Here is a 17929-nt window from a genome sequence, read left to right on the forward strand (position 1 = left end):
AAACAATTCTTTTGGCAAATTCCAAATAGACTTACGCCACCGTTACGTAATTTAAACAATTTCCCTCTCAGAGTGATCCAATCAGATTTTTACAATAATCTACCTGAGATTACTATGAATTTTCACCCATACTTTAAGATGCAAACCATTGTCGAAAAATTGCGGTACTTTATTCGCTGGTTTTTGATTGATACACTTGAGCCAGAAATCGCACTCGCAAAGTGCAAAGAACTGAACTCCCAGATCCCGCCGCTTTATCTACTCATTATTTTGAACGCAGTTGCAGCGGCTTATACCTACCGTGATTTGGCTCCGGCTTACCTGACAATCGGCACCCTCACACCAATCCTTGCTTTTACAGCATTACGGCTTATTTCCTGGGTCCGCTCCCGCCATATTGAGCTTACTCCGCAACAAGCAATCCGCAAATTGCGCCAGACTGCTGTGTTGGCCGGTGTGATAGCGGCTCTGTACGTTTCATGGTCTTTCGCTCTGAAAAGCTATGGCGGCATCACAGAACAAAGTCATGTCGCAATCGTCATCACAACGACGGTCTTTGGCTGTGTCTTCTGCCTCATGCATTTGCCGCAAGCTGCCATCTTGGTCATGCTGATTGTAACTGCGCCATATCTTGTTTTTTTTCTCAGCAAAAATCAGGAAGTTTATGCGGCAATCGCCTTGAACCTTTTCCTAGTGTCCCTTGTTATCCTGAAAGTCCTGTTCAACAGCTATAACGCTTTTGTAAACTTGATAAAATCCCGGACTGAGCTGGCAACCAAACATCAAGAAACAGAACGGCTGAATAGAGAAAACGAGCGGCTGTCCCACACCGACTTTCTTACAGATTTGCCCAACCGCCGGTACTTCTTCAAGAAAATAGGTAAGCACTTGGACACCGTGAAAGACAGCAGGGAACCCTTTACGGTCGGTGTGATTGACTTGGACCACTTCAAGCAAATCAACGATACCTATGGCCACAAAACTGGCGATCAGCTTTTGGTGGCGGTTGCGTCCCGTATTCAAAACCTTGATCTACCGGACCTTGAAATCTGCCGGCTCGGCGGTGATGAATTTGGATTGTTGTTTTTAGGCGCGCCACACACCGCGGCCTCGGTCGCTCAAACAATCTGCGACCGCCTTCAGCGCCCCTATCAAATCAGTGAAATGAGCATCACCATCGGCGCCTCTTGCGGGCTTGCCAAATTCCCGGAAGCGGGTGAGACCACACACGAATTGTTCGACCGCTCAGATTATGCGCTCTACAATTCCAAAACCACGGTCCGTGGCAGCGTTACGGTTTATTCTGCCGATCACGAAGCCAAGATCCGCTCCGACAGAGCCATCGAAAGCGCTTTGCAACGGGCTGATGTTTACGAGCAATTCCAGGTACATCTTCAGCCTATTGTTGCCGTTCCGGACCGGACGATAACCGGTTTTGAAGCGCTCGCACGCTGGACCAGTCCAGAGCTCGGCCAAATCTCTCCGGATGTTTTCATTCAAGTCGCGGAGCGTACCGGCCAGATTCAACGGCTCACCGTCCAGCTGTTTGCTATGGCCGTTGACCAAATCAGCGCTCTACCGAACAACTTGAGGCTGTCTTTCAATCTTTCAGCCCACGATATCTCGTCCCCTGAAACCGTTGGCCGATTGCTGAAGATTATCAAAAACCACCACATCGATCCGGCTCGGATTACCTTTGAAATCACAGAAACATCGGTCATTGACAGTTATGAGGCAGCCGAAACCTGCTTGAACAAACTGCGGGATGCGGGTTGTAGATTGGCGCTGGACGATTTCGGCACCGGATACTCCAGCCTTGGCTATCTCCATAAACTTCCCATCGATTGTGTGAAAATCGACCGGAGTTTCATAGCAAATCTCGACGATCCGATCTCAGGTGGTGTTGTGACATCGGTTTTGAACCTTTGCCGCACCATGCAAATGGCTTGTGTCGTAGAAGGGGTTGAAAACCTCAGTCAATTGGACGCTTTGGAAGAACTGCACTGCCCATTCGTTCAAGGCTATCTGTTCTGCCCGCCAATGCCGTTTGATGAAATCTCGGAAAGTCTTGCGCGCTCCGATGCTATTGCCGGTTTACCGCTCGCCTCAAACGACAAAACAGAGCACCGGCACCGGGCCGTAGTTTAGAGTATGGCCTACCAACTCAGCTGGTTTTCGCAATCCGGTAGACACAGCGGCGATCCCCCGACAATAGATGCTCTTGGCGCTCCACCGCGACTCCGCCGCCCAACACAGCCTTAAACAGACTAAGTTCGGACCGGCAGAAGCCCTGACAAGCTGTGGCAGCCGCGCAGATCGAACAATGGTTCTCAATCAACAAGAACCCGTCCTCGTCCGCTTCCACTTCGGCCATATAGCCTTCCCGGCTGCGAAGGGCCGCCAGTGCTTCAACCTTGCCACCCAGATCATCGTTCGCGCTAACAGCCTCTGAATATAGCTGTCGGCTTTGCTCTTCGCGCCGCGCAATCAATTTGTCGAGACCGTCCTTGCCATAGAGATCTGTAACACCGTTCAACAACCCCAAAATCAGCGCCGCATGATTGTCGGGAAACTGACCATGGCCTTGCTCGCTCAACGACCAATTCCGTTTTGGCCGGCCAACCGTGCCTTTGAGGTCTTCAAAAACGACCAGCTTGTCCTCCAAAAGCCCATCGAGCTGTTGGCGGACCGCAACGGAAGTGACCTCCAGCGTCTTGGCAAGTTCGGCTGCGGTCTGCGGGCCGGACACCTTCAGGGCATTGAGCAATCGGGTACGTGTGCGGTCTGACATAACTTATGAATATAACGACGCTTACGATAAAGAAAAGGATCGCTTATCTAATCTTTGGAACAATCGCGTTCGTTTTCTTATGCCGTCCTTTGTGGTACCGGACCCAAATGACAGGTGGCACCAAACGGCAGAAAGACATGCGCAAGGCGCTCCGCATTTTGCTGCCACGGGTACCGATGGCCGATGCAGAAGCGATTTTGGCCTTGGCTCTGGCCGGTCACTTGCGTCATCTGCCGCCCTCCATTGCCGTTTGGCAGGCAACAACCAGCCGGATCCGCCACAATCACACGGACTATGATACTTTATTGGACGAAGGCTATGATCGGGATGCTGCGCGTTTTTTTGTCATCGATGCCATGAATTTGGTTTTGGAAAACTGGGGCTGCCAGAAACGGCTTTCGGCTGACGACAACAGTCCTGACTGAGTATAACGTCATCCATTCCTCTCCACCTTGAACCTTGTCATATTTGCCAATTATCCTAGGTGAAAAGATACCTATCAAAGATCGGGCCAGGGAGGTCGCCAATCGTGTCCCATTCATTGCTAAAAGCGCTTGTTCTTACCGCTTTCTCCTCAATTTTGGTGCCAGTAGAAGCCATGTCTGAAAACCGGATCGACCTCATTCGCCCGGATGCCCCGGAGCTCGCCGCCCACGGACCACACAGTGTTGGCCGGCTGACACTGGAGCTGACGAACCCTGATCAATATGACATTGTCCGGATCGCAGCGGACGAAACACCGAAACGATACGACCGCCCCTTAACAGTAGAAGTGTTTTATCCGGCTGAGCCTCATGATGCCCCGGAAGCGATGCGCGTGATTTTGCGCGATGGCCAAAGGCAAGCCGATATACTCGGGCTTTCCAAACCAAATGCGGCTGCCGACCGGAATACTGCCCCCTACCCGCTTGTTTTGATTTCTCATGGCTATCCCGGCAACCGGTTTTTGATGAGCCATTTGGCAGAAAATCTTGCAACAAAGGGCTATGTGGTCGCTTCGATCGATCACACCGACAGCCTCTATCATGATAAGGCGGCTTTTGGTTCAACGCTGGTCAACCGGCCGTTGGATCAGATGTTTGTCCTGAATGAAATTGACAGGCTGTCAAAGGCCAAGGAGACACCTCTCGCCGGTCTCATCGACACCGGGCGGACAGCCTTAATCGGCTATTCCATGGGCGGTTATGGCGCCATTATTTCCGCCGGCGGCGGGGTGACCGACAAGGCGATCGACTACGACTGGGGGGCTCCTGACGGCTTGCTTGGCGTACATAAAGCCGGCAGCAACAGCCATGAAGCCCTATTGGATCCAAGGCTAAAAGCCATTGTTGCAATTGGTCCCTGGGGCCGGAACAGGGATTTCTGGGATGCTAAGGGGCTTTCGGGTGTCCGCGTCCCAGCGCTCTATGTTGCCGGCAGCGTGGATGATGTTTCTGAATACGAAACCGGCATCCGCAGGATCTGGGAGGAAAGCACAGGCACGGACCGGCATCTATTGACGTTTGTCAGCGCCAACCACAACGCAGCCGCTCCAATGCCGGCACCGGCAGAATCCTATGCTTTTAGTGAGGAGCTTGGCTGGGGCCCATTTGATCATTACGCCGATGCGGTTTGGGATACGGTGCGCATGAACAACATTTTGCAGCATTTCACGACCGCCTTTGTCGATCTGCATCTGAAACACGACACCGACAAAGCCGCTTATCTCGACCTTGTACCGACCGCAGAAGATGGTGTCATGGCCAAGAACGACGATGGGACGCTGTCTCCGGATCACACCTATTGGCACGGTTTTCCGGACCGGACCGCCAAGGGGTTGAAATTCGAAACGCTTGGCAAAGACAAATAGCGGACGGCACGAGCATTGTCTTTAAAGACCAGCTGCCATTAACTGGTTCGGAAGGCCCGCCTTTCCCTTGCGTCATATTTTGCGATAAACTGGCTTCCTTTGATCGTTCTTTTTGGGGTAGAGGGAAGTCTTGGCCTGGTTCCAGCAGTGTCCAGCGGTAATCTTGCACTCTGTGAGACAGCGCGCACTAAAAGCCGTTTGTTTGGTAGCTGCGCTGGCTAACGCGGTATCAACCGTTTATGCAGATGAACGGCCTGTAGTCCTGACGACACATAACCTTTCGCCCTATGGATCTTACCAGGAAGATGGACGGTTTGACGGCATAGCAGTGCGCGTCGTCGCCTGTGTCTTTGAGAAAATGAACCGCCCGCTCGAAATCCGGGTGATGCCCTGGAAGCGGGCCCAATTGGAAGTTCAAAGCGGCAGCGCGGACGGTTTTTTCGCCGCCTCCCGAAACCATGACCGGGACACTATGGGGGTAGCCAGCGCCGTCATCGCCCGCCAAACCTGGACCTGGTATCTGTTGAAGACGAAGATCGGCAGCCCCAGAGATCCTGGTTCCAAATCTGACTTCCTGGTGTCCAGTTTTCTAGGCGCCAATATGCAGTCCTGAATACAGCGGAATGAATACCGAACCACAGAGTTCCCGCCGCCCGACTCCAAAGGGTTGCTGGAAATGCTGCTTGCCCGACGGTATGACGCGATCCTTGCCAACGACATGGTCATGGGGCAACTGCTCAAGGCACGCCGAGTTGAAGATCAGGTCCGATCCGAGATCGAAAAAGACAAACCGCTCGGCGTTTATTTTTCAAAAACTTTTCTGAAGCCAGATCCAGGATTTCCGGTGGCCTTTGACAAGGCCGTCCCCAGCTGCCGCGGGCAAGTGAACACCAACGACAAGCTGAGTTTTTGAAGTTTCCTTGGTACTAACGGCCAAACCGGAGACAAACTGGGTTTTGCCTCCGTCCTCGGTGTCGGGCCTTTAAGGCCGGCGGGCGATCAGATCGATCTCAACCAAAGCACCAACGGCAAGACCGGTCACCCCAATACAAGTGCGGCCCGGCAACTTGCCGTCTTTGAAGAACGAGCGATAGGTCTCGTTCATCTCTTCGTAGTCCCGTTCGAATTGTGTCAGATATACCCTTGCGAAGGTGACATTCTCCAGCTCTAGTTCCAGCCCACCCAACACGATCTTGAGGTTCTCCATAACCCGTTCGGTCTGGGCGGCCACCCCATCCGGCAAAGGCGCATCAGGAGCATCTGGATCTGTCGGCATTTGCCCGGTGACAAATATCCAGCCGTCAACTTCCACCGCGTGAGAAAATGGGGCAACTGGTCGTGGACCTCGATCGATCATGTGATGGATTGGCAGCATAGGGGTCTCCTTAATCAACTATCAGGCTGATAGATCCATTGCTCCGGAATGTGAGCGGTCACAGCCTCGCCGACAAGAACCGCGCCAGGTTTTTCAATGTATCCAACGAGCCCGCGCAGACGGCGCGCCTTTTGCGCAAACAGAAGATCCAAGCCGCCGCGGTCAGGATAGTTTTTCGCAATGGCCGCCCCGGCGAAGCGGCACGGCGCGTTATCGCCATCGACCCGGATCACCAATCCACCTTCAAACACGAGCCGTGTTCGTGGCGGCACCAGCGACAGATTGGGAACGCCGGACAGGGTAATGTTACCGCCGATCCATTCCGATTTCAGGTCAGGGATCTCCATCCGTTCAGCAATGATGCCGAGCTCCTCAACAGACAGGATCGAAATCTGGCGCTCGTTGCACATCTCGGTGCCGCGCGGATACCAAGGCTCCCGTCCACCGGACTTGCGTGTAAACCCTGCATGCCGGTCGCCCGGAATACCTTCAAAAGTCAGTTCAAGGCGGTCTACTGGCAGGGTTTGAAAATCATCGATGGCCGGTGTGCCAAACACGCCTTCCACCTGTCCGGAGAGTTTGAATTTGCGGGTTACCCGCAGATCATCAGGAAGACTGACAAGATGGTCGGCCATGAATGTATCCTATTTAATCGGTCGTGATGATCTGTTTAGGCGAAACAGCCTCCGACAACCAGCAAATCCCGTTGATGGAAACATTTGATTTCTTGATACATTTGGTAAGGTGACAGCGTCAAAATGATGAGAGTGGTTTCTGAGTGACTTGAAAGGATCAGCGTTGGATAAACATCCAAAGACATCTGTTCCCAAGGTGTTCGGCATTTTGGCGGGTCTGGCTCAAGTGTGTTTTGCCAATTCTGACGCATTGGCGGACCGGGTATTGTTTGTGCAAGACAACGCCTATCCACCTTATATGACTGTAAAAGACGGTGCGGCCGGTGGTCTTTACGCGGCAATCTTAAATGAGGCCAAAGAACGCCTCGGGTCGAGTGAGTTGGAAATTCTAGCGGTTCCCTGGACAAGGGCAACGGTTCTCGTCAAAAACGGCAGTGCGCAAGGCTTGGTTGGAAGCTACTACAAACCGCAGGACCGCCCCTGGATCCGGCATTGGTCCGAGCCGATTTTCCATGAAGAAGTCAGCATTTTCTGCCGGTCCGGTATCGCGCAACCTGGCTGGATTTATCCTGATGACTACAAAGGCCTGCTGTTTGGCAACGTCGCCGGATATAGAGCCCCGGGTGACCGGTTTTTCGAGTTGGTCGCTCAAGGCCAGATCAAATTGGAAGAAGCCCAGACCACGGAACAAAACTTGAGCAAACTGGCCCTCGAACGGATCGATTGTTACGTGGTGGAGCGTGTCGCAACGGAAATTCTAATCCGCGAAAAGAACATCACCAATGTCGACAACGTCGGCACCGCTTCCATGGAAGCGGCTTACATCGGCTATTCAGATAAGTGGATCGGCCCGGAAGCAGACGCATTTATCGAGGCGATGGACGCTGTAATAAAAACCATGAAAAACGATGGAACGATTGACAGGATCGTCTCCCGTTATCCGGAAAGTTGACAATAACTCTTCAAAATTCTCTTTACACATGACGTAAGGACACCCCCCCTTTTTCCCTGTTTTCGGCCATGTTTTGCGCACATGGATTTGTCTTTGATTAAGTTTCCTTAAGTAGCTTACCTAATCGACATCAGTGGAAAGGACCGTCAGATTGCGGGCTCGAATTTCGTGGCATTTTACCCCGCCGTGGCAAAACCTTTTTTGCCGCGTGGAAGGAGACGCGGTATCCAAGCGAAGCGCATGACGATAAAGAAAACTCTCACTGTTCTGGTTTCGGCCGTCTCCATCATCTGGCTTGGTAGCTACCAGTTGAGCGCCAGCGGAGACATCAAAACAGTTACACTGGTTCAGGATTCCGACTATCCCCCATTTATGATTGCTGAGCATGCTGGTCCAGCCGGAATTTATGCGGACATTGTTCGCGCGGCCGACGAACGTTTGCCGGGCTACAACATTCTGTTAACAGCTTCTCCCTGGCCGCGGGCTAAATTCTTGGTCGAAACCGGCCGAGCCAATGGTCTTGTCGGAACTTATCACAAACCGGTACGCCGGCCGTGGATCCGGCACTTTTCAACGCCTTTGGCAACCGAAACGATTTATGTCTATTGCCGAGATGGGGTCGCTAAGGAGACCTGGAACTATCCGCAAGATTATGCGGGCCTTCTGTTCACCAACAATGCCGGATTTGCAACTCCAGGCACCGAGTTCTTCGAGTTGGTCGAGCAAGGCAAGATCGAAGTCATTGAAGAACAGACAACCGATGAGAACCTTCGCTTACTGCATATCGGGCGTGCCGATTGTTATGTGCAGGAACAAGTTGCCGTTGAGATCTCCTTACGCTTGAATAAGTTTCACAACATCAAACCGATCCGCAAAGTGCTGAAAGAACCGGCGCATATTGGCTATAGCGAGCATTGGAGCGCGTCGGACGGGGATGCATTTATCCAAGAGATGGACCAAGTTCTGGAAGAGATGGCCCAAGACGGAACAATCAGCGACATCATCATGAAGTGGACCGACGGCACGATCTAGCGCCGCAGTTCTCCCGTTGCCGGACTGGTTTTCTGCCAGCACTTGTTATGCCCCAAATTGAGTGCATACCAATATTTATGCAATCTGCACAAGATTTCCCCTTCGCACTGCACAATACGGGATTGTAAACTTACCTTGAGAAAGCAAAGGTGAGCCTGTCCGATGACGCAGCCGGAGTTGAACGAAAATACATTTGCCAGATTGATTAACATCGCCGGCCGGCAACGCATGTTGTCCCAGCGTGTCGGTTTTTTATCGGTGGTTCTTAATTCCGCTCAAAAACAAACAGAAGATCAAGAATTGCGGCAATCCGACAGCCGTCTTGAAATGCTAAAGATTGCCGCTGCCGATTTTGAACGCGGTTTTGCGATACTTCGCCAGGGAGACCCGGCTCAGGACCTGCCATTTTGGGATTCAGATGGTATCCGCGCCATATTAGCGGGGACCGGCAGTCAAAAGGGCCTGCGAACAATCAGTCACTTTATGACTGAAACCCGGCATACAATCAGCGTTTTGGAAAGTGGTAAAACCCGGCCAGATCAGGAGCTTGAGGCATTCTCCACATTCGTATTGACCGATGTACTTGGCGTTTTGCAGCAAATTGTCACCGCCCTTGAACACGACTTTCAAATAGAAACGGCAAAGCGGCAGAAACAGCGTGACCAGGAAATCGACAGGGTCCGGGCGGCGGTCGAAGAAATCCAGCGCGCTTCGAAGTTCTCACGCCTAATCGCCCTGAATGCCAAAATTTCGGCCAACAGGGCCGGCCAACATGGTAGCGAATTCCGGGCGTTGACCGATGAAATCAAACAGATTTCAGACGATATTACGGAAAGCTCTGATGATATCATCCGCTTTCTTGCCTTCGCCTGACACAGCGAAATTCTAAATGTTATTGCGCCCGAACAATACCCCCCAGCTCGCTCAGGCTGGTTGCAGCAACCTCATTTGTGAGTCCGATCCCGGGTCTATCCCGCCCAATAATACAGACATCTCGAATTTTACGGATTGAATTGCATGTCAATACAATCATTAATTGCATATTGTTGTTTGGGAGACGGTCATGGCGATTACGATAAAACTTACCAATGATACGGGTATGAGCGCGGGCAATGGGACAGTTTGGGTGGCCGGCTGGATCAATGCCGGTGCCAGCAGCAGTTTCAAAACCTTGCAAAAAGGTGGCAGTTTTGCTGCCCCGGCAAACCCGTCCGAACTGCCATTCCACAGTTTGCCGGATGTCGCTACGGTTACGCTCGACGAAAGCACCAACGGCAATGACCGCTTGTTGTTCGTGGTTGCGCAAAACCAGCCTGAGGCCCTTGCCATCAGTAACAACGCCCCAACTCAATATGCGCAGTACCCCTATGCGGCAGAACCGGGGGACGGAGTGCAGCCGGCCGGGCCGTACGACGTGTTTGAATTCGGAATGGACGCACAATTCAATGTAACCGCAGTCAGCGGTTTCGGCCTGAATTTGCGGTTTTCAGCCACCAATCCAGCAACCGGCCACCTGCAGTACTATGGCATTGACGCCAGTGTCAGCCGGGAACAAATTGGAGCAGCCTTTACCGCATTTGTTGCCAATGAGGCCAAAACCTATGCACCTGCTGCAGATTTTGCAGAGCTTTTGTATTCCGCGCCGCTTCCAGGCACCACTTATATGCCGCCGATGATCGGCAATGAATTTTTTGCGCTTTGCGATCCCAACGACATGCTCGCGGCCAAAAGCGGCAACTACACCGGCAGCACGTCCGATCCACTTGCAAGTTATTGGGACACGGTCCTGGGCCAGTTTTTTGCCGAAGGCAACCGGATCAGCCTCAACTTAAGCGCAAATCCGGCGGCTCCAGAAATCTATTCTGGAATTTGCGGACCAAAAACCAACCCCGAAACTGGCTATGCCACACAGGCCTACAGCTTGAGCAACGGGACCAATTCCTATGACATCTACAAACCGAAACCTGGACTTCAAAGCGCGCAGTATGTTTTCCAGCAAGCCTTCGGAAACCTGACCCCAGCAGGCAGCGCGGGTGACGCTGGCTTGTTGCAGGACGCCATTTGGGAAGCTCTTTGCAGGGGCGTCGCCATGTCTGGCGTGCTTCTTCCGACAACACCGCTTGAGCTGGAGCCTGGTTTTTCAACGCTGGCCTGGAACAATGCAGCGAGCTGGTACCGGGCAGGCAGCACCTGCCACTATTACGCAAAGTTCCTGCATTGCAGCGATATCGATGGCAACGACTGCCGGATCAGCGGAAAATCGCCGATCTACTATGGCGGCGCGGCCTATGGGTTTTCCATGGACGAAGACCCACTTGGCCCCTATTCCGGCCCGAATGTCCCCTCCAAGACGCCCTTTTATGTCTCCTCAGGTACCATCAAACTGTCCATTGGTCCGTGGCTCGGCACCACTCAAGCATCCTTTGCTCCGAGTGCGGCAGTTAGATAGTGGGGGTTCGCCTAGGCAATTGTTTTGATCCCGGCTCCACGCCCGGACCGGACTGAAGCTTTAGTCGGCCGGATCCCAATCTGCGATCGGAGCACCGAGAGCTGCAGCCATACGGCCGATCGCCGCGATTTGAGGGGCGTCTTTGGATAGGAAATCTGAATCCGCATAACCCCACCAATCCCAGCAGCCTTTCGGATTGCCGCCAATTGCGCCAAACCAATTGAAAATATCACCTGGAATAACGGCGGCCTGCGGATACAACACGACGATCCGGTTGCTTTCTGCCCAGCGATTGTACTGGGTCAAGCGCGCATATTTTTCGCCGATCAGCCCACTGAACTGCTGGCAGCCGTGAAGCGCGATATGAAGGCGGCAGCTTTCCCCATCCGCGCAAGCTGTTGGAATATAGGCATACCCGGTATTCCCCATTCCCGGCACGCCATCCGCATAGAGTGTCTGATCAAAGGACTTCAAGTTGGTTTCGACCGGTCCTGCCTGAGGCTCAAGCGGACCATAAAGCCAGGATAAGATGTCCTTCGCTTGCTCGATCTTCTCCGTCGCCCCTTGCGGCGCGGCGCAGCTGTTCAAGAAGTCCGGAGCCGTAATGGCACAATCGACCACCCCACAAGAGAGATCCTTTTTTGCGTCTTGCCGGTTGGCTGGGCAGGCGTTGGTTGCATCAGACGCGGTCAGAAACCCGTGACCGGCGTCGACATCCCGCACAAACCGAATGTTTTCCGGCGGGACATTTAGCGCGGCATAGACGTCAGCGAGCGCCGCAATGGTTGGCCGGCGCACCGTTTCATCCGCTGACCCGTGAAACAGATAAATCCGGTCATCGGCAATATGTGCGATCGGATCAATTTCTTCCTCAAGTTGCTGCATCACCACCAGCGACTGCGCCGGCTCCGGCGGGTTCGGAGTGTTGTCCATGCACACGCCGACCGCTTTCACCACCCGGTAGTGGCGGACCATATTCCACCAGGACTGCACCACAGCACAGCCATAGGGCCCGCCGGCCACAACCCCGGCCCCGGCAATGTTTCTGGAAAAGGCTGTTTGCAGCTGAACCGCCATGAAGGCCCCGCTGGAGAGCCCCGAAACTGTCGTCTCGGTGACATCCAGGGTCAACTTGGGCAATGGCTCGGCCGCCACAGACGTGCACATAGCCAATCCGAGCATCAAACAACCGGCGGAATTTGCAGAAACCCATCTTGAAAAGCGCATTGCAATCACCCCAATAAACAATCATTGATTGAATTTACCAAGGTCGTCAACTTCACGCAACGGCAACGCACAATTTCCTATCGCAATGCAATAGAAATACCCCTCTCCCCTCACCGGCACGGTTTGCGAGGGGAGCTAGACGATCCAAATCGTTACTGGATTGGAACCGGGCAAACCATCTGAGTGTGCTGCGAATTGATCCAGCAGTTCGGCGGAAGCGGTCCAGATGGGATCGGATAATAGTAGTACACCGGCTGCTTGTTGGCATTGGCGATCGCCGCGCCTGTTGCCACACCAGCAGCATAGGCAGCACCCGGGTGATAATAGGGACCATAGGGCGGATATGGCGGGTAGTATGGGTGATAAGGATGATGCCAGGCCCGGCACTTCGGATCTTGTGGTGCGTGGTAACAATAAGGTCCGTAAGGCTCGAACCCGACCGCGCCCTGCTGAGGTGCTGCAGCCATATGCCGATGCCGCGGCTTCGAGCCGTGGTCGATGAATAGAGCAATGCCAGTTGCGTTTTCCGGCAACTCACCGCGCAGTACTTTTACGCCGTAAACGACCGTCGAGCCTTCGGTTGTTGCTGATGTCAGTTCGACCATTGCCGGTGGCTTGTCAGTTCCGCTCAAGACACTCACCACCGCGTTGGGCGGAACTTGATTGAACGTGTTGCCGTCTTCCCAATAGACCGAAAAGTCAGAGTTCGAGATCTGGCCACCCACCCGGTAGGGCCGTTCACTGAAAAACAAAACACCGGTATTGGCGTCCTTTAAGGTGAGCGTTTTCCCGTCGAACGTCATCGACCCGGCCTGCTGGACATAATCATAGGCCGGCGGCGGGGCGGGGTCGCCTCCGGTTGCCGTCTGAGCCGACGCAGCCCCGCAGGTAAAACAGATGGCCAAGACGGCCGGTAGTGCAGACGAGATTTTCATGAACCCCTCCTCCCAATTTCAAAATGACTCCGATGCCGGTCGTGCGAGATTGGCATGTGCCACCTGCAAGCCGTGTGACGTGGAACACATTTTCAGGCAAATGCATCGGAAAGACGGCGCCAGCATGAAGCTTTTGTTAGGTAAGCATCCGCAGATCAGCTGGCTGTTCTGCAAACAGACTTGGCAATTTCCGGCGAACACGCAAGACTACGGTCCTATCGACAGCCACCGGAAACGCGATCATGATCCTTCGCAGCTTTTGCATCACAGCCCTGATTCTGCTGCCAGTCACGGCGCACAGCGGTGATTTAACCGTCAACGCCGGCGACGTGATTTCTGCGGTCAGCGGGTATCAGAATGGCGACTATTACCGGGCTGTGCTGGTCAACAACGACGGCGATGCGGATCTTTATCTTTTCAGCCGGGACATCAATGAAATTCACCTGGAGGCCGCAGCACCCGGCATTGCCGTCACCGGGATCGGTGGCTCCGATGCCAAGCTCACCGCCACGGACAAAGGCGCCCTCAAGGTCCAATCAGAAAACATCGCCATCGGCCGGCACCGCTGGCAGCAAACGCTGACGATCGTTCATCGCAATGGCCGGTTTGTGGTCGCCGGCTACACGTATTCCTTCTATGACACGTTGGCGGTGGACGCCAATGGGGAGGTCCTGACCGGCGAATGCGACGTCAACCTTTTGACCGGAAAAGGCTTCTTGGACGGCAAGGCAATCCGCACCAACCTGAAAGCGCTGCCCGTTTCTGAGTGGTCCATGGACACCAGCCCGGTAGAGTGTGCATGGGAATAAAAAGGGGAGACTTCTTACATTGAAAGTTGTCTCAGGCGCCAAAAATCACGCTGAAAGTATGCACAATGAAAATCTGAACCAGGATCACATTCTGAGGCTATCTCTATTAATTCTTTCAAATAGTCATAGGCTCAGCTTTCAATCCAATACATTTTTAAGAACCAGAATAGACCATCTGAAATATCTCCCAATATTTGGAGGACTATCGGATGAAACAGCATCTTATTCTCGCAAGCCTTGTACTTGCTCTTGTTCCTGCCTCTGCCTCTTCTCAAAACGTCCTGCTGGTCCAGGACGAGGCCTACCCACCGTTCATGGATAAACAGGATGGCAAACCGGCCGGGATCCTGGCAGATATCATCCAGGCAGCAGCAACCAGGATGGCAAATCAAGGAGCCTTCAAACTGGATACGGTTCCCTGGTCCCGCGCCGTAAAGCTTGTGGAGGGCGACCGGGCCCATGGATTGGTTGGAACATACTACAAGCCCGAGGCGCGTCCTTGGATCGGAACCTACTCTGAACCATTGATGACAGAAGAAGTTGGCATCTATTGCAAGCCTGGCGTCGCAAACGCCAGCTGGGCCTATCCAGACGACTATAAAGGCCTCACATTCGGCAACAACACAGGTTTCCAATCGCCCGGCGCAGCGTTTTTTGCCCTCGTCGACGCCGGTGACATCAAACTCGAAGAAGCCCAAACAACAGCGCAAAACTTGAAGAAACTATCGTCCGGCCGGATCGATTGTTATGTGCAAGAGCGGTTGACGACGGAAATCGCGATTAACAAACACAAACTCGATAACATTGAGTTCGTGGCGAATGCGAGTGAAGAAAAATCCTTTATCGGTTTCCGGAAGTCCTGGAATGGACCAGAGGCTGACGCCTTTATTGAGGCGATGGATGCAGCCATTGTGTCCCTCAGGGAAGATGGGACCATAGACAAGATCATTGCCAGCCACGTCGGCAGTTAGGTCAGACAATAGATGTAAGTCCCTTGAGCGTGCCTTGGGGGACTTTCCATTAGTCTAGAGACCCGAGGCAGCCTTTTTCATTTCGTGGACCGAAAGAGGCTCGATTTTAGGGCAAAACTCCCTAATCGACTTTTATGTTCCCCCAAAAACAACAATTTCTTCGTTGCTGATTTTCAAACACCGCTAGCTAAACATCTTGTTCTAGTATCCTTGCAATCGTTCCTTAAGTTTTTAAAACGACCATCTTTTGATCTCGGCACATGGACGAGGATAACTCGTGCGACAAGTATTGCTTGCGGCCAGTCTTCTACTCACTTCATCTTCGGTGTTTGCTGAAGTCCGCTTCGTGCTGGACGAGGCCTATCCACCCTACATGACGAAATCGGACGGCGAACCTGCAGGCATACTCACAGACATTGTCCGTGCAGCAGCGGCACGCATGGAGACAAACGAGCATCTGCGAGTTGACGCGCTGCCCTGGCCAAGAGCGGTAAAACTGACTGAAGTCGGCAGGGCACAGGGTCTTGTCGGCGCATATTACCAGCCCGAAGCACGCCCCTGGATTCAAGCTTACTCCGAACCCTTGCTGATAGAGCAGGTCGGCATCTACTGCAGAAAAGGTGTTGCGAGCCCGGACTGGTCGTACCCAACTGATTACAAGGGATTGATTTTCGGAAACAATTCCAGCTTTGAAACACCGGGCCATCAGTTTTTTACAATGGTGGACGCTGGCGACATCACTCTGGAAGAGGCGCTAACAACCGAGCAAAACTTGATGAAGGTCGATCTTGGCCGCGTTGACTGTTACGTGCAGGAACGTTTGGTTGCCGAAAAGGTCATTAGAGACAGCCAGCTGGACAGCGTAGACTTCATCAGCATCGCCAGCGAAGAAAGGTCAATGGTTGCCTATCCAAAAGCCTGGGAAGGCCCCGGTGCGAAGGCTTTCATAAAGGCCTTTGATGCAGCCATCGTTGAAATGAAACAAGACGGCACGATCGAAAAGATCATAGCCGGGCACACCGCCAACTGACCGACTAATGAATATGTAAACACAAAACCCCTGAACGTGTTTCCGGGGTTTATGAGTGTATGCAGCCACTGCATTACCGCGTCAGCGGCTTATACTTGATGCGGCGCGGGTCGGCGGCGGTCGATGCCAGCTCGGCGGAGTGCGGATGGGAGTGATCAGTTGGAACACGTTGCAATTCAATGGTTTCATGTGACCGAGGTACATGAGGCCAACTCCTCTCAGGTGTGAGTTATCTCTCAAGCCACGGCGATCATCTTGCGCGGATCATAAAACGGCTTTTCGACAATGACGGCGCGTTCCGGCCCCTCTGGAATGTCGATCTGAAACTCCGCTCCAAGACAGTCACAATCGGCAGAAATCATCGCTAGAGCAATATTCTGCTGTAGCCGGGGCGAATACACCGCCGATGTTACCTTTCCGATCACTTCCCCACCTTTGCGAACCGTCCAAAAGGTGGTGTTCGGACCGCGCAACGGGGCGCCGCCAATGACAAGGCCAACCTGTTTGCGGGCAACACCGGCATCGCGGATCCGCTGAAGTGCGGCTTTGCCGATGAAATCAGCATCCATCGACAGGTCCACCAGGCGATCCAAACCTAATTCAAACGGATTTGTCTGAAGGTCCGCATCGGCATGATACGACAGCATGGCGCCCTCGATGCGGCGGATCGACGATGTGTGGCCCGGCTTGAGGCCAAGCGGCGCACCCGCTGCCATGATTTTTTCCCACAGCTCGCCGCCGCGGCTGCCATCGCGCAGAAATAGTTCATAGCCGAGTTCGCTGGACCAGCCCGTGCGGGACACGATCAACGGAATTCCGTCCAACTCGACCTCGCGATGCCAATAGTAGCGCAGGTCCATGATCTCTTGACCAAACAGAGCCTGCATGATCGTCCCGGATTTTGGGCCTTGAAGCTGCAGCGGCGAAACGTCCGGCTCGGAAATCGAGACATCCAATCCCGAATTCACCGCAACGCCCTGCGCCCACAACAGGACATCGCTATCGGAAATAGAGATCCAGAAGTGGTTGTCGCCAAGCCGCAGGAGGATGGGATCATTGATGATCCCGCCATCGGCATTGGTGATCAGGATGTATTTGCACTGGCCAACCGCCATGCTGGACAGGTTGCGCGGTGTCAGTTTCTGGACAAAAGCCGCCGCATCCGGACCGGTGATCTCCACCTGCCGTTCGACAGCTACATCACACAGGATGGCATCCTTGACGAGGTTCCAGAAGTTTTGTTCAGGGTCGCCAAAGTCGCGCGGAATGTACATGTGATTGTAGACGGAGAACGCCTTAGCGCCCCAACGCACCGTCGCCTCGAAATAGGGCGACTTTCTGATCTGCGTCCCGAAACCGAATTCAGCGGCTGCGCTCACGTGTTCCTCCCACGCTTGATGAGATGTTGTTTGACCTTCGGCAGATCGTTGCCGGCAGCTCTCTTCCGGCAAAATTGGACGTCAAACATCAGGCCTGCTTGACGCAAAGTAATAAATACAGCTGCGAGCTAAAAGCCAAAGAGGGTCACCCCCTGTCACAAGTGCGACATTGGAAAACCCTTACACATGTTTCGGATCCAGACACGGTTGAGCTCGTGAAGGAATTGTACGCGGCAAATAGTTCTGTCTTTTGTCACCCCAGCGAAGGCTGGGGCCCAGTACCTCATGAAATAGCGTAAAGTTCCGACCGCCAACGACACGGGGTACTAGATCCCAGCCTGCGCTGGGACGACAATCGAGAGTTCTCACAGCATGTCTGGGCGTTTTCATAAGCCGAAACACTGAAGTGATTTCAATCGTTTGTAGCGCACTCACCAGATCCAAACCGGATAGCAATGGGCTTGACCGGGTCATCCAGACCGTTCCCCCCTATTT

Annotated in this window: 18 protein-coding genes; 12 read left to right on the plus strand and 6 right to left on the minus strand. The window is 53.3% G+C overall.

Translation table 11 applies throughout. The features are described from left to right. Positions 1 to 114 precede the first annotated feature (114 nt). Entirely contained in the window at positions 115 to 2148 is a 2034-nt protein-coding gene (locus ACOOFE_RS17845; RefSeq protein ID WP_420411299.1) for a putative bifunctional diguanylate cyclase/phosphodiesterase, read from the plus strand. 16 nt (positions 2149 to 2164) lie between these two features. Here the strand turns inward: ACOOFE_RS17845 and ACOOFE_RS17850 are convergent, their stop codons facing one another. Continuing rightward, the gene (locus ACOOFE_RS17850) at positions 2165 to 2791 is read right to left on the minus strand and encodes a helix-turn-helix transcriptional regulator (protein WP_420411300.1); all 627 of its coding nucleotides are present in this window, start codon (positions 2789 to 2791) and stop codon (positions 2165 to 2167) included. 107 nt (positions 2792 to 2898) lie between these two features. On the opposite strand from ACOOFE_RS17850, the gene ACOOFE_RS17855 reads away from it, so the two are divergent. The 4 genes from ACOOFE_RS17855 to ACOOFE_RS17870 all read left to right on the plus strand — a co-directional run bounded on the left by ACOOFE_RS17855 (position 2899) and on the right by ACOOFE_RS17870 (position 5553). Beyond that, the gene (locus tag ACOOFE_RS17855) at positions 2899 to 3216 is read left to right on the plus strand and encodes a DUF2293 domain-containing protein (protein WP_420411301.1); all 318 of its coding nucleotides are present in this window, start codon (positions 2899 to 2901) and stop codon (positions 3214 to 3216) included. Between the two features lie 104 nt (positions 3217 to 3320). Then, a complete protein-coding gene (locus ACOOFE_RS17860; protein ID WP_420411302.1) occupies positions 3321 to 4640 on the plus strand; it encodes an alpha/beta hydrolase family protein in 1320 nt (439 codons plus the stop codon). A 202-nt stretch (positions 4641 to 4842) separates the two neighbouring features. Beyond that, positions 4843 to 5253: a transporter substrate-binding domain-containing protein gene (locus ACOOFE_RS17865; protein ID WP_420411303.1), complete on the plus strand. Its 411-nt coding sequence runs from the start codon at positions 4843 to 4845 to the stop codon at positions 5251 to 5253. A 63-nt stretch (positions 5254 to 5316) separates the two neighbouring features. Continuing rightward, entirely contained in the window at positions 5317 to 5553 is a 237-nt protein-coding gene (locus ACOOFE_RS17870) for a hypothetical protein (RefSeq protein ID WP_420411304.1), read from the plus strand. Positions 5554 to 5622: 69 nt separating this feature from the next. Here the strand turns inward: ACOOFE_RS17870 and ACOOFE_RS17875 are convergent, their stop codons facing one another. Both ACOOFE_RS17875 and ACOOFE_RS17880 read right to left on the minus strand, forming a co-directional pair. Then, a complete protein-coding gene (locus tag ACOOFE_RS17875) occupies positions 5623 to 6015 on the minus strand; it encodes a RidA family protein (RefSeq protein WP_420411305.1) in 393 nt (130 codons plus the stop codon). Between the two features lie 14 nt (positions 6016 to 6029). Beyond that, positions 6030 to 6650: an MOSC domain-containing protein gene (locus tag ACOOFE_RS17880; RefSeq protein ID WP_420411306.1), complete on the minus strand. Its 621-nt coding sequence runs from the start codon at positions 6648 to 6650 to the stop codon at positions 6030 to 6032. Between the two features lie 163 nt (positions 6651 to 6813). On the opposite strand from ACOOFE_RS17880, the gene ACOOFE_RS17885 reads away from it, so the two are divergent. The 4 genes from ACOOFE_RS17885 (at position 6814) to ACOOFE_RS17900 (ending at position 11083) form a co-directional block, all read left to right on the plus strand. Beyond that, positions 6814 to 7602 (plus strand): substrate-binding periplasmic protein, encoded by a 789-nt coding sequence (locus ACOOFE_RS17885; protein ID WP_420411307.1) that lies wholly within the window; start codon positions 6814 to 6816, stop codon positions 7600 to 7602. 240 nt (positions 7603 to 7842) lie between these two features. Further along, positions 7843 to 8634, plus strand: a complete 792-nt coding sequence (locus ACOOFE_RS17890; RefSeq protein ID WP_420411308.1) for a substrate-binding periplasmic protein — start codon at positions 7843 to 7845, stop codon at positions 8632 to 8634. A gap of 162 nt (positions 8635 to 8796) precedes the next feature. Then, positions 8797 to 9507 (plus strand): type IV pili methyl-accepting chemotaxis transducer N-terminal domain-containing protein, encoded by a 711-nt coding sequence (locus ACOOFE_RS17895; protein WP_420411309.1) that lies wholly within the window; start codon positions 8797 to 8799, stop codon positions 9505 to 9507. A gap of 190 nt (positions 9508 to 9697) precedes the next feature. Then, complete coding sequence (locus ACOOFE_RS17900) at positions 9698 to 11083, plus strand: hypothetical protein (RefSeq protein ID WP_420411310.1); 1386 nt, start codon at positions 9698 to 9700, stop codon at positions 11081 to 11083. Between the two features lie 60 nt (positions 11084 to 11143). Here ACOOFE_RS17900 and ACOOFE_RS17905 read toward each other — a convergent pair whose 3' ends face one another. Together ACOOFE_RS17905 and ACOOFE_RS17910 are read right to left on the minus strand one after the other, a co-directional pair. Next, a complete protein-coding gene (locus ACOOFE_RS17905) occupies positions 11144 to 12310 on the minus strand; it encodes a hypothetical protein (RefSeq protein WP_420411311.1) in 1167 nt (388 codons plus the stop codon). A 152-nt stretch (positions 12311 to 12462) separates the two neighbouring features. Further along, positions 12463 to 13245 carry a hypothetical protein gene (locus tag ACOOFE_RS17910; RefSeq protein ID WP_420411312.1) on the minus strand — a complete coding sequence of 261 codons (783 nt, stop codon included), beginning with the start codon at positions 13243 to 13245 and terminating at the stop codon, positions 12463 to 12465. 242 nt (positions 13246 to 13487) lie between these two features. On the opposite strand from ACOOFE_RS17910, the gene ACOOFE_RS17915 reads away from it, so the two are divergent. The 3 genes from ACOOFE_RS17915 to ACOOFE_RS17925 all read left to right on the plus strand — a co-directional run bounded on the left by ACOOFE_RS17915 (position 13488) and on the right by ACOOFE_RS17925 (position 16055). Continuing rightward, the gene (locus ACOOFE_RS17915) at positions 13488 to 14054 is read left to right on the plus strand and encodes a hypothetical protein (RefSeq protein WP_420411313.1); all 567 of its coding nucleotides are present in this window, start codon (positions 13488 to 13490) and stop codon (positions 14052 to 14054) included. A gap of 209 nt (positions 14055 to 14263) precedes the next feature. Beyond that, complete coding sequence (locus tag ACOOFE_RS17920) at positions 14264 to 15025, plus strand: substrate-binding periplasmic protein (RefSeq protein WP_420411314.1); 762 nt, start codon at positions 14264 to 14266, stop codon at positions 15023 to 15025. Between the two features lie 277 nt (positions 15026 to 15302). Then, the gene (locus tag ACOOFE_RS17925; protein WP_420411315.1) at positions 15303 to 16055 is read left to right on the plus strand and encodes a substrate-binding periplasmic protein; all 753 of its coding nucleotides are present in this window, start codon (positions 15303 to 15305) and stop codon (positions 16053 to 16055) included. A gap of 236 nt (positions 16056 to 16291) precedes the next feature. Here the strand turns inward: ACOOFE_RS17925 and ACOOFE_RS17930 are convergent, their stop codons facing one another. Continuing rightward, positions 16292 to 17434 (minus strand): glycine cleavage T C-terminal barrel domain-containing protein, encoded by a 1143-nt coding sequence (locus ACOOFE_RS17930; RefSeq protein WP_420411316.1) that lies wholly within the window; start codon positions 17432 to 17434, stop codon positions 16292 to 16294. Positions 17435 to 17929 lie beyond the last annotated feature (495 nt).

It is taken from the genome of Roseibium sp. (genome assembly GCF_965216085.1).
Classification (GTDB): domain Bacteria; phylum Pseudomonadota; class Alphaproteobacteria; order Rhizobiales; family Stappiaceae; genus Roseibium.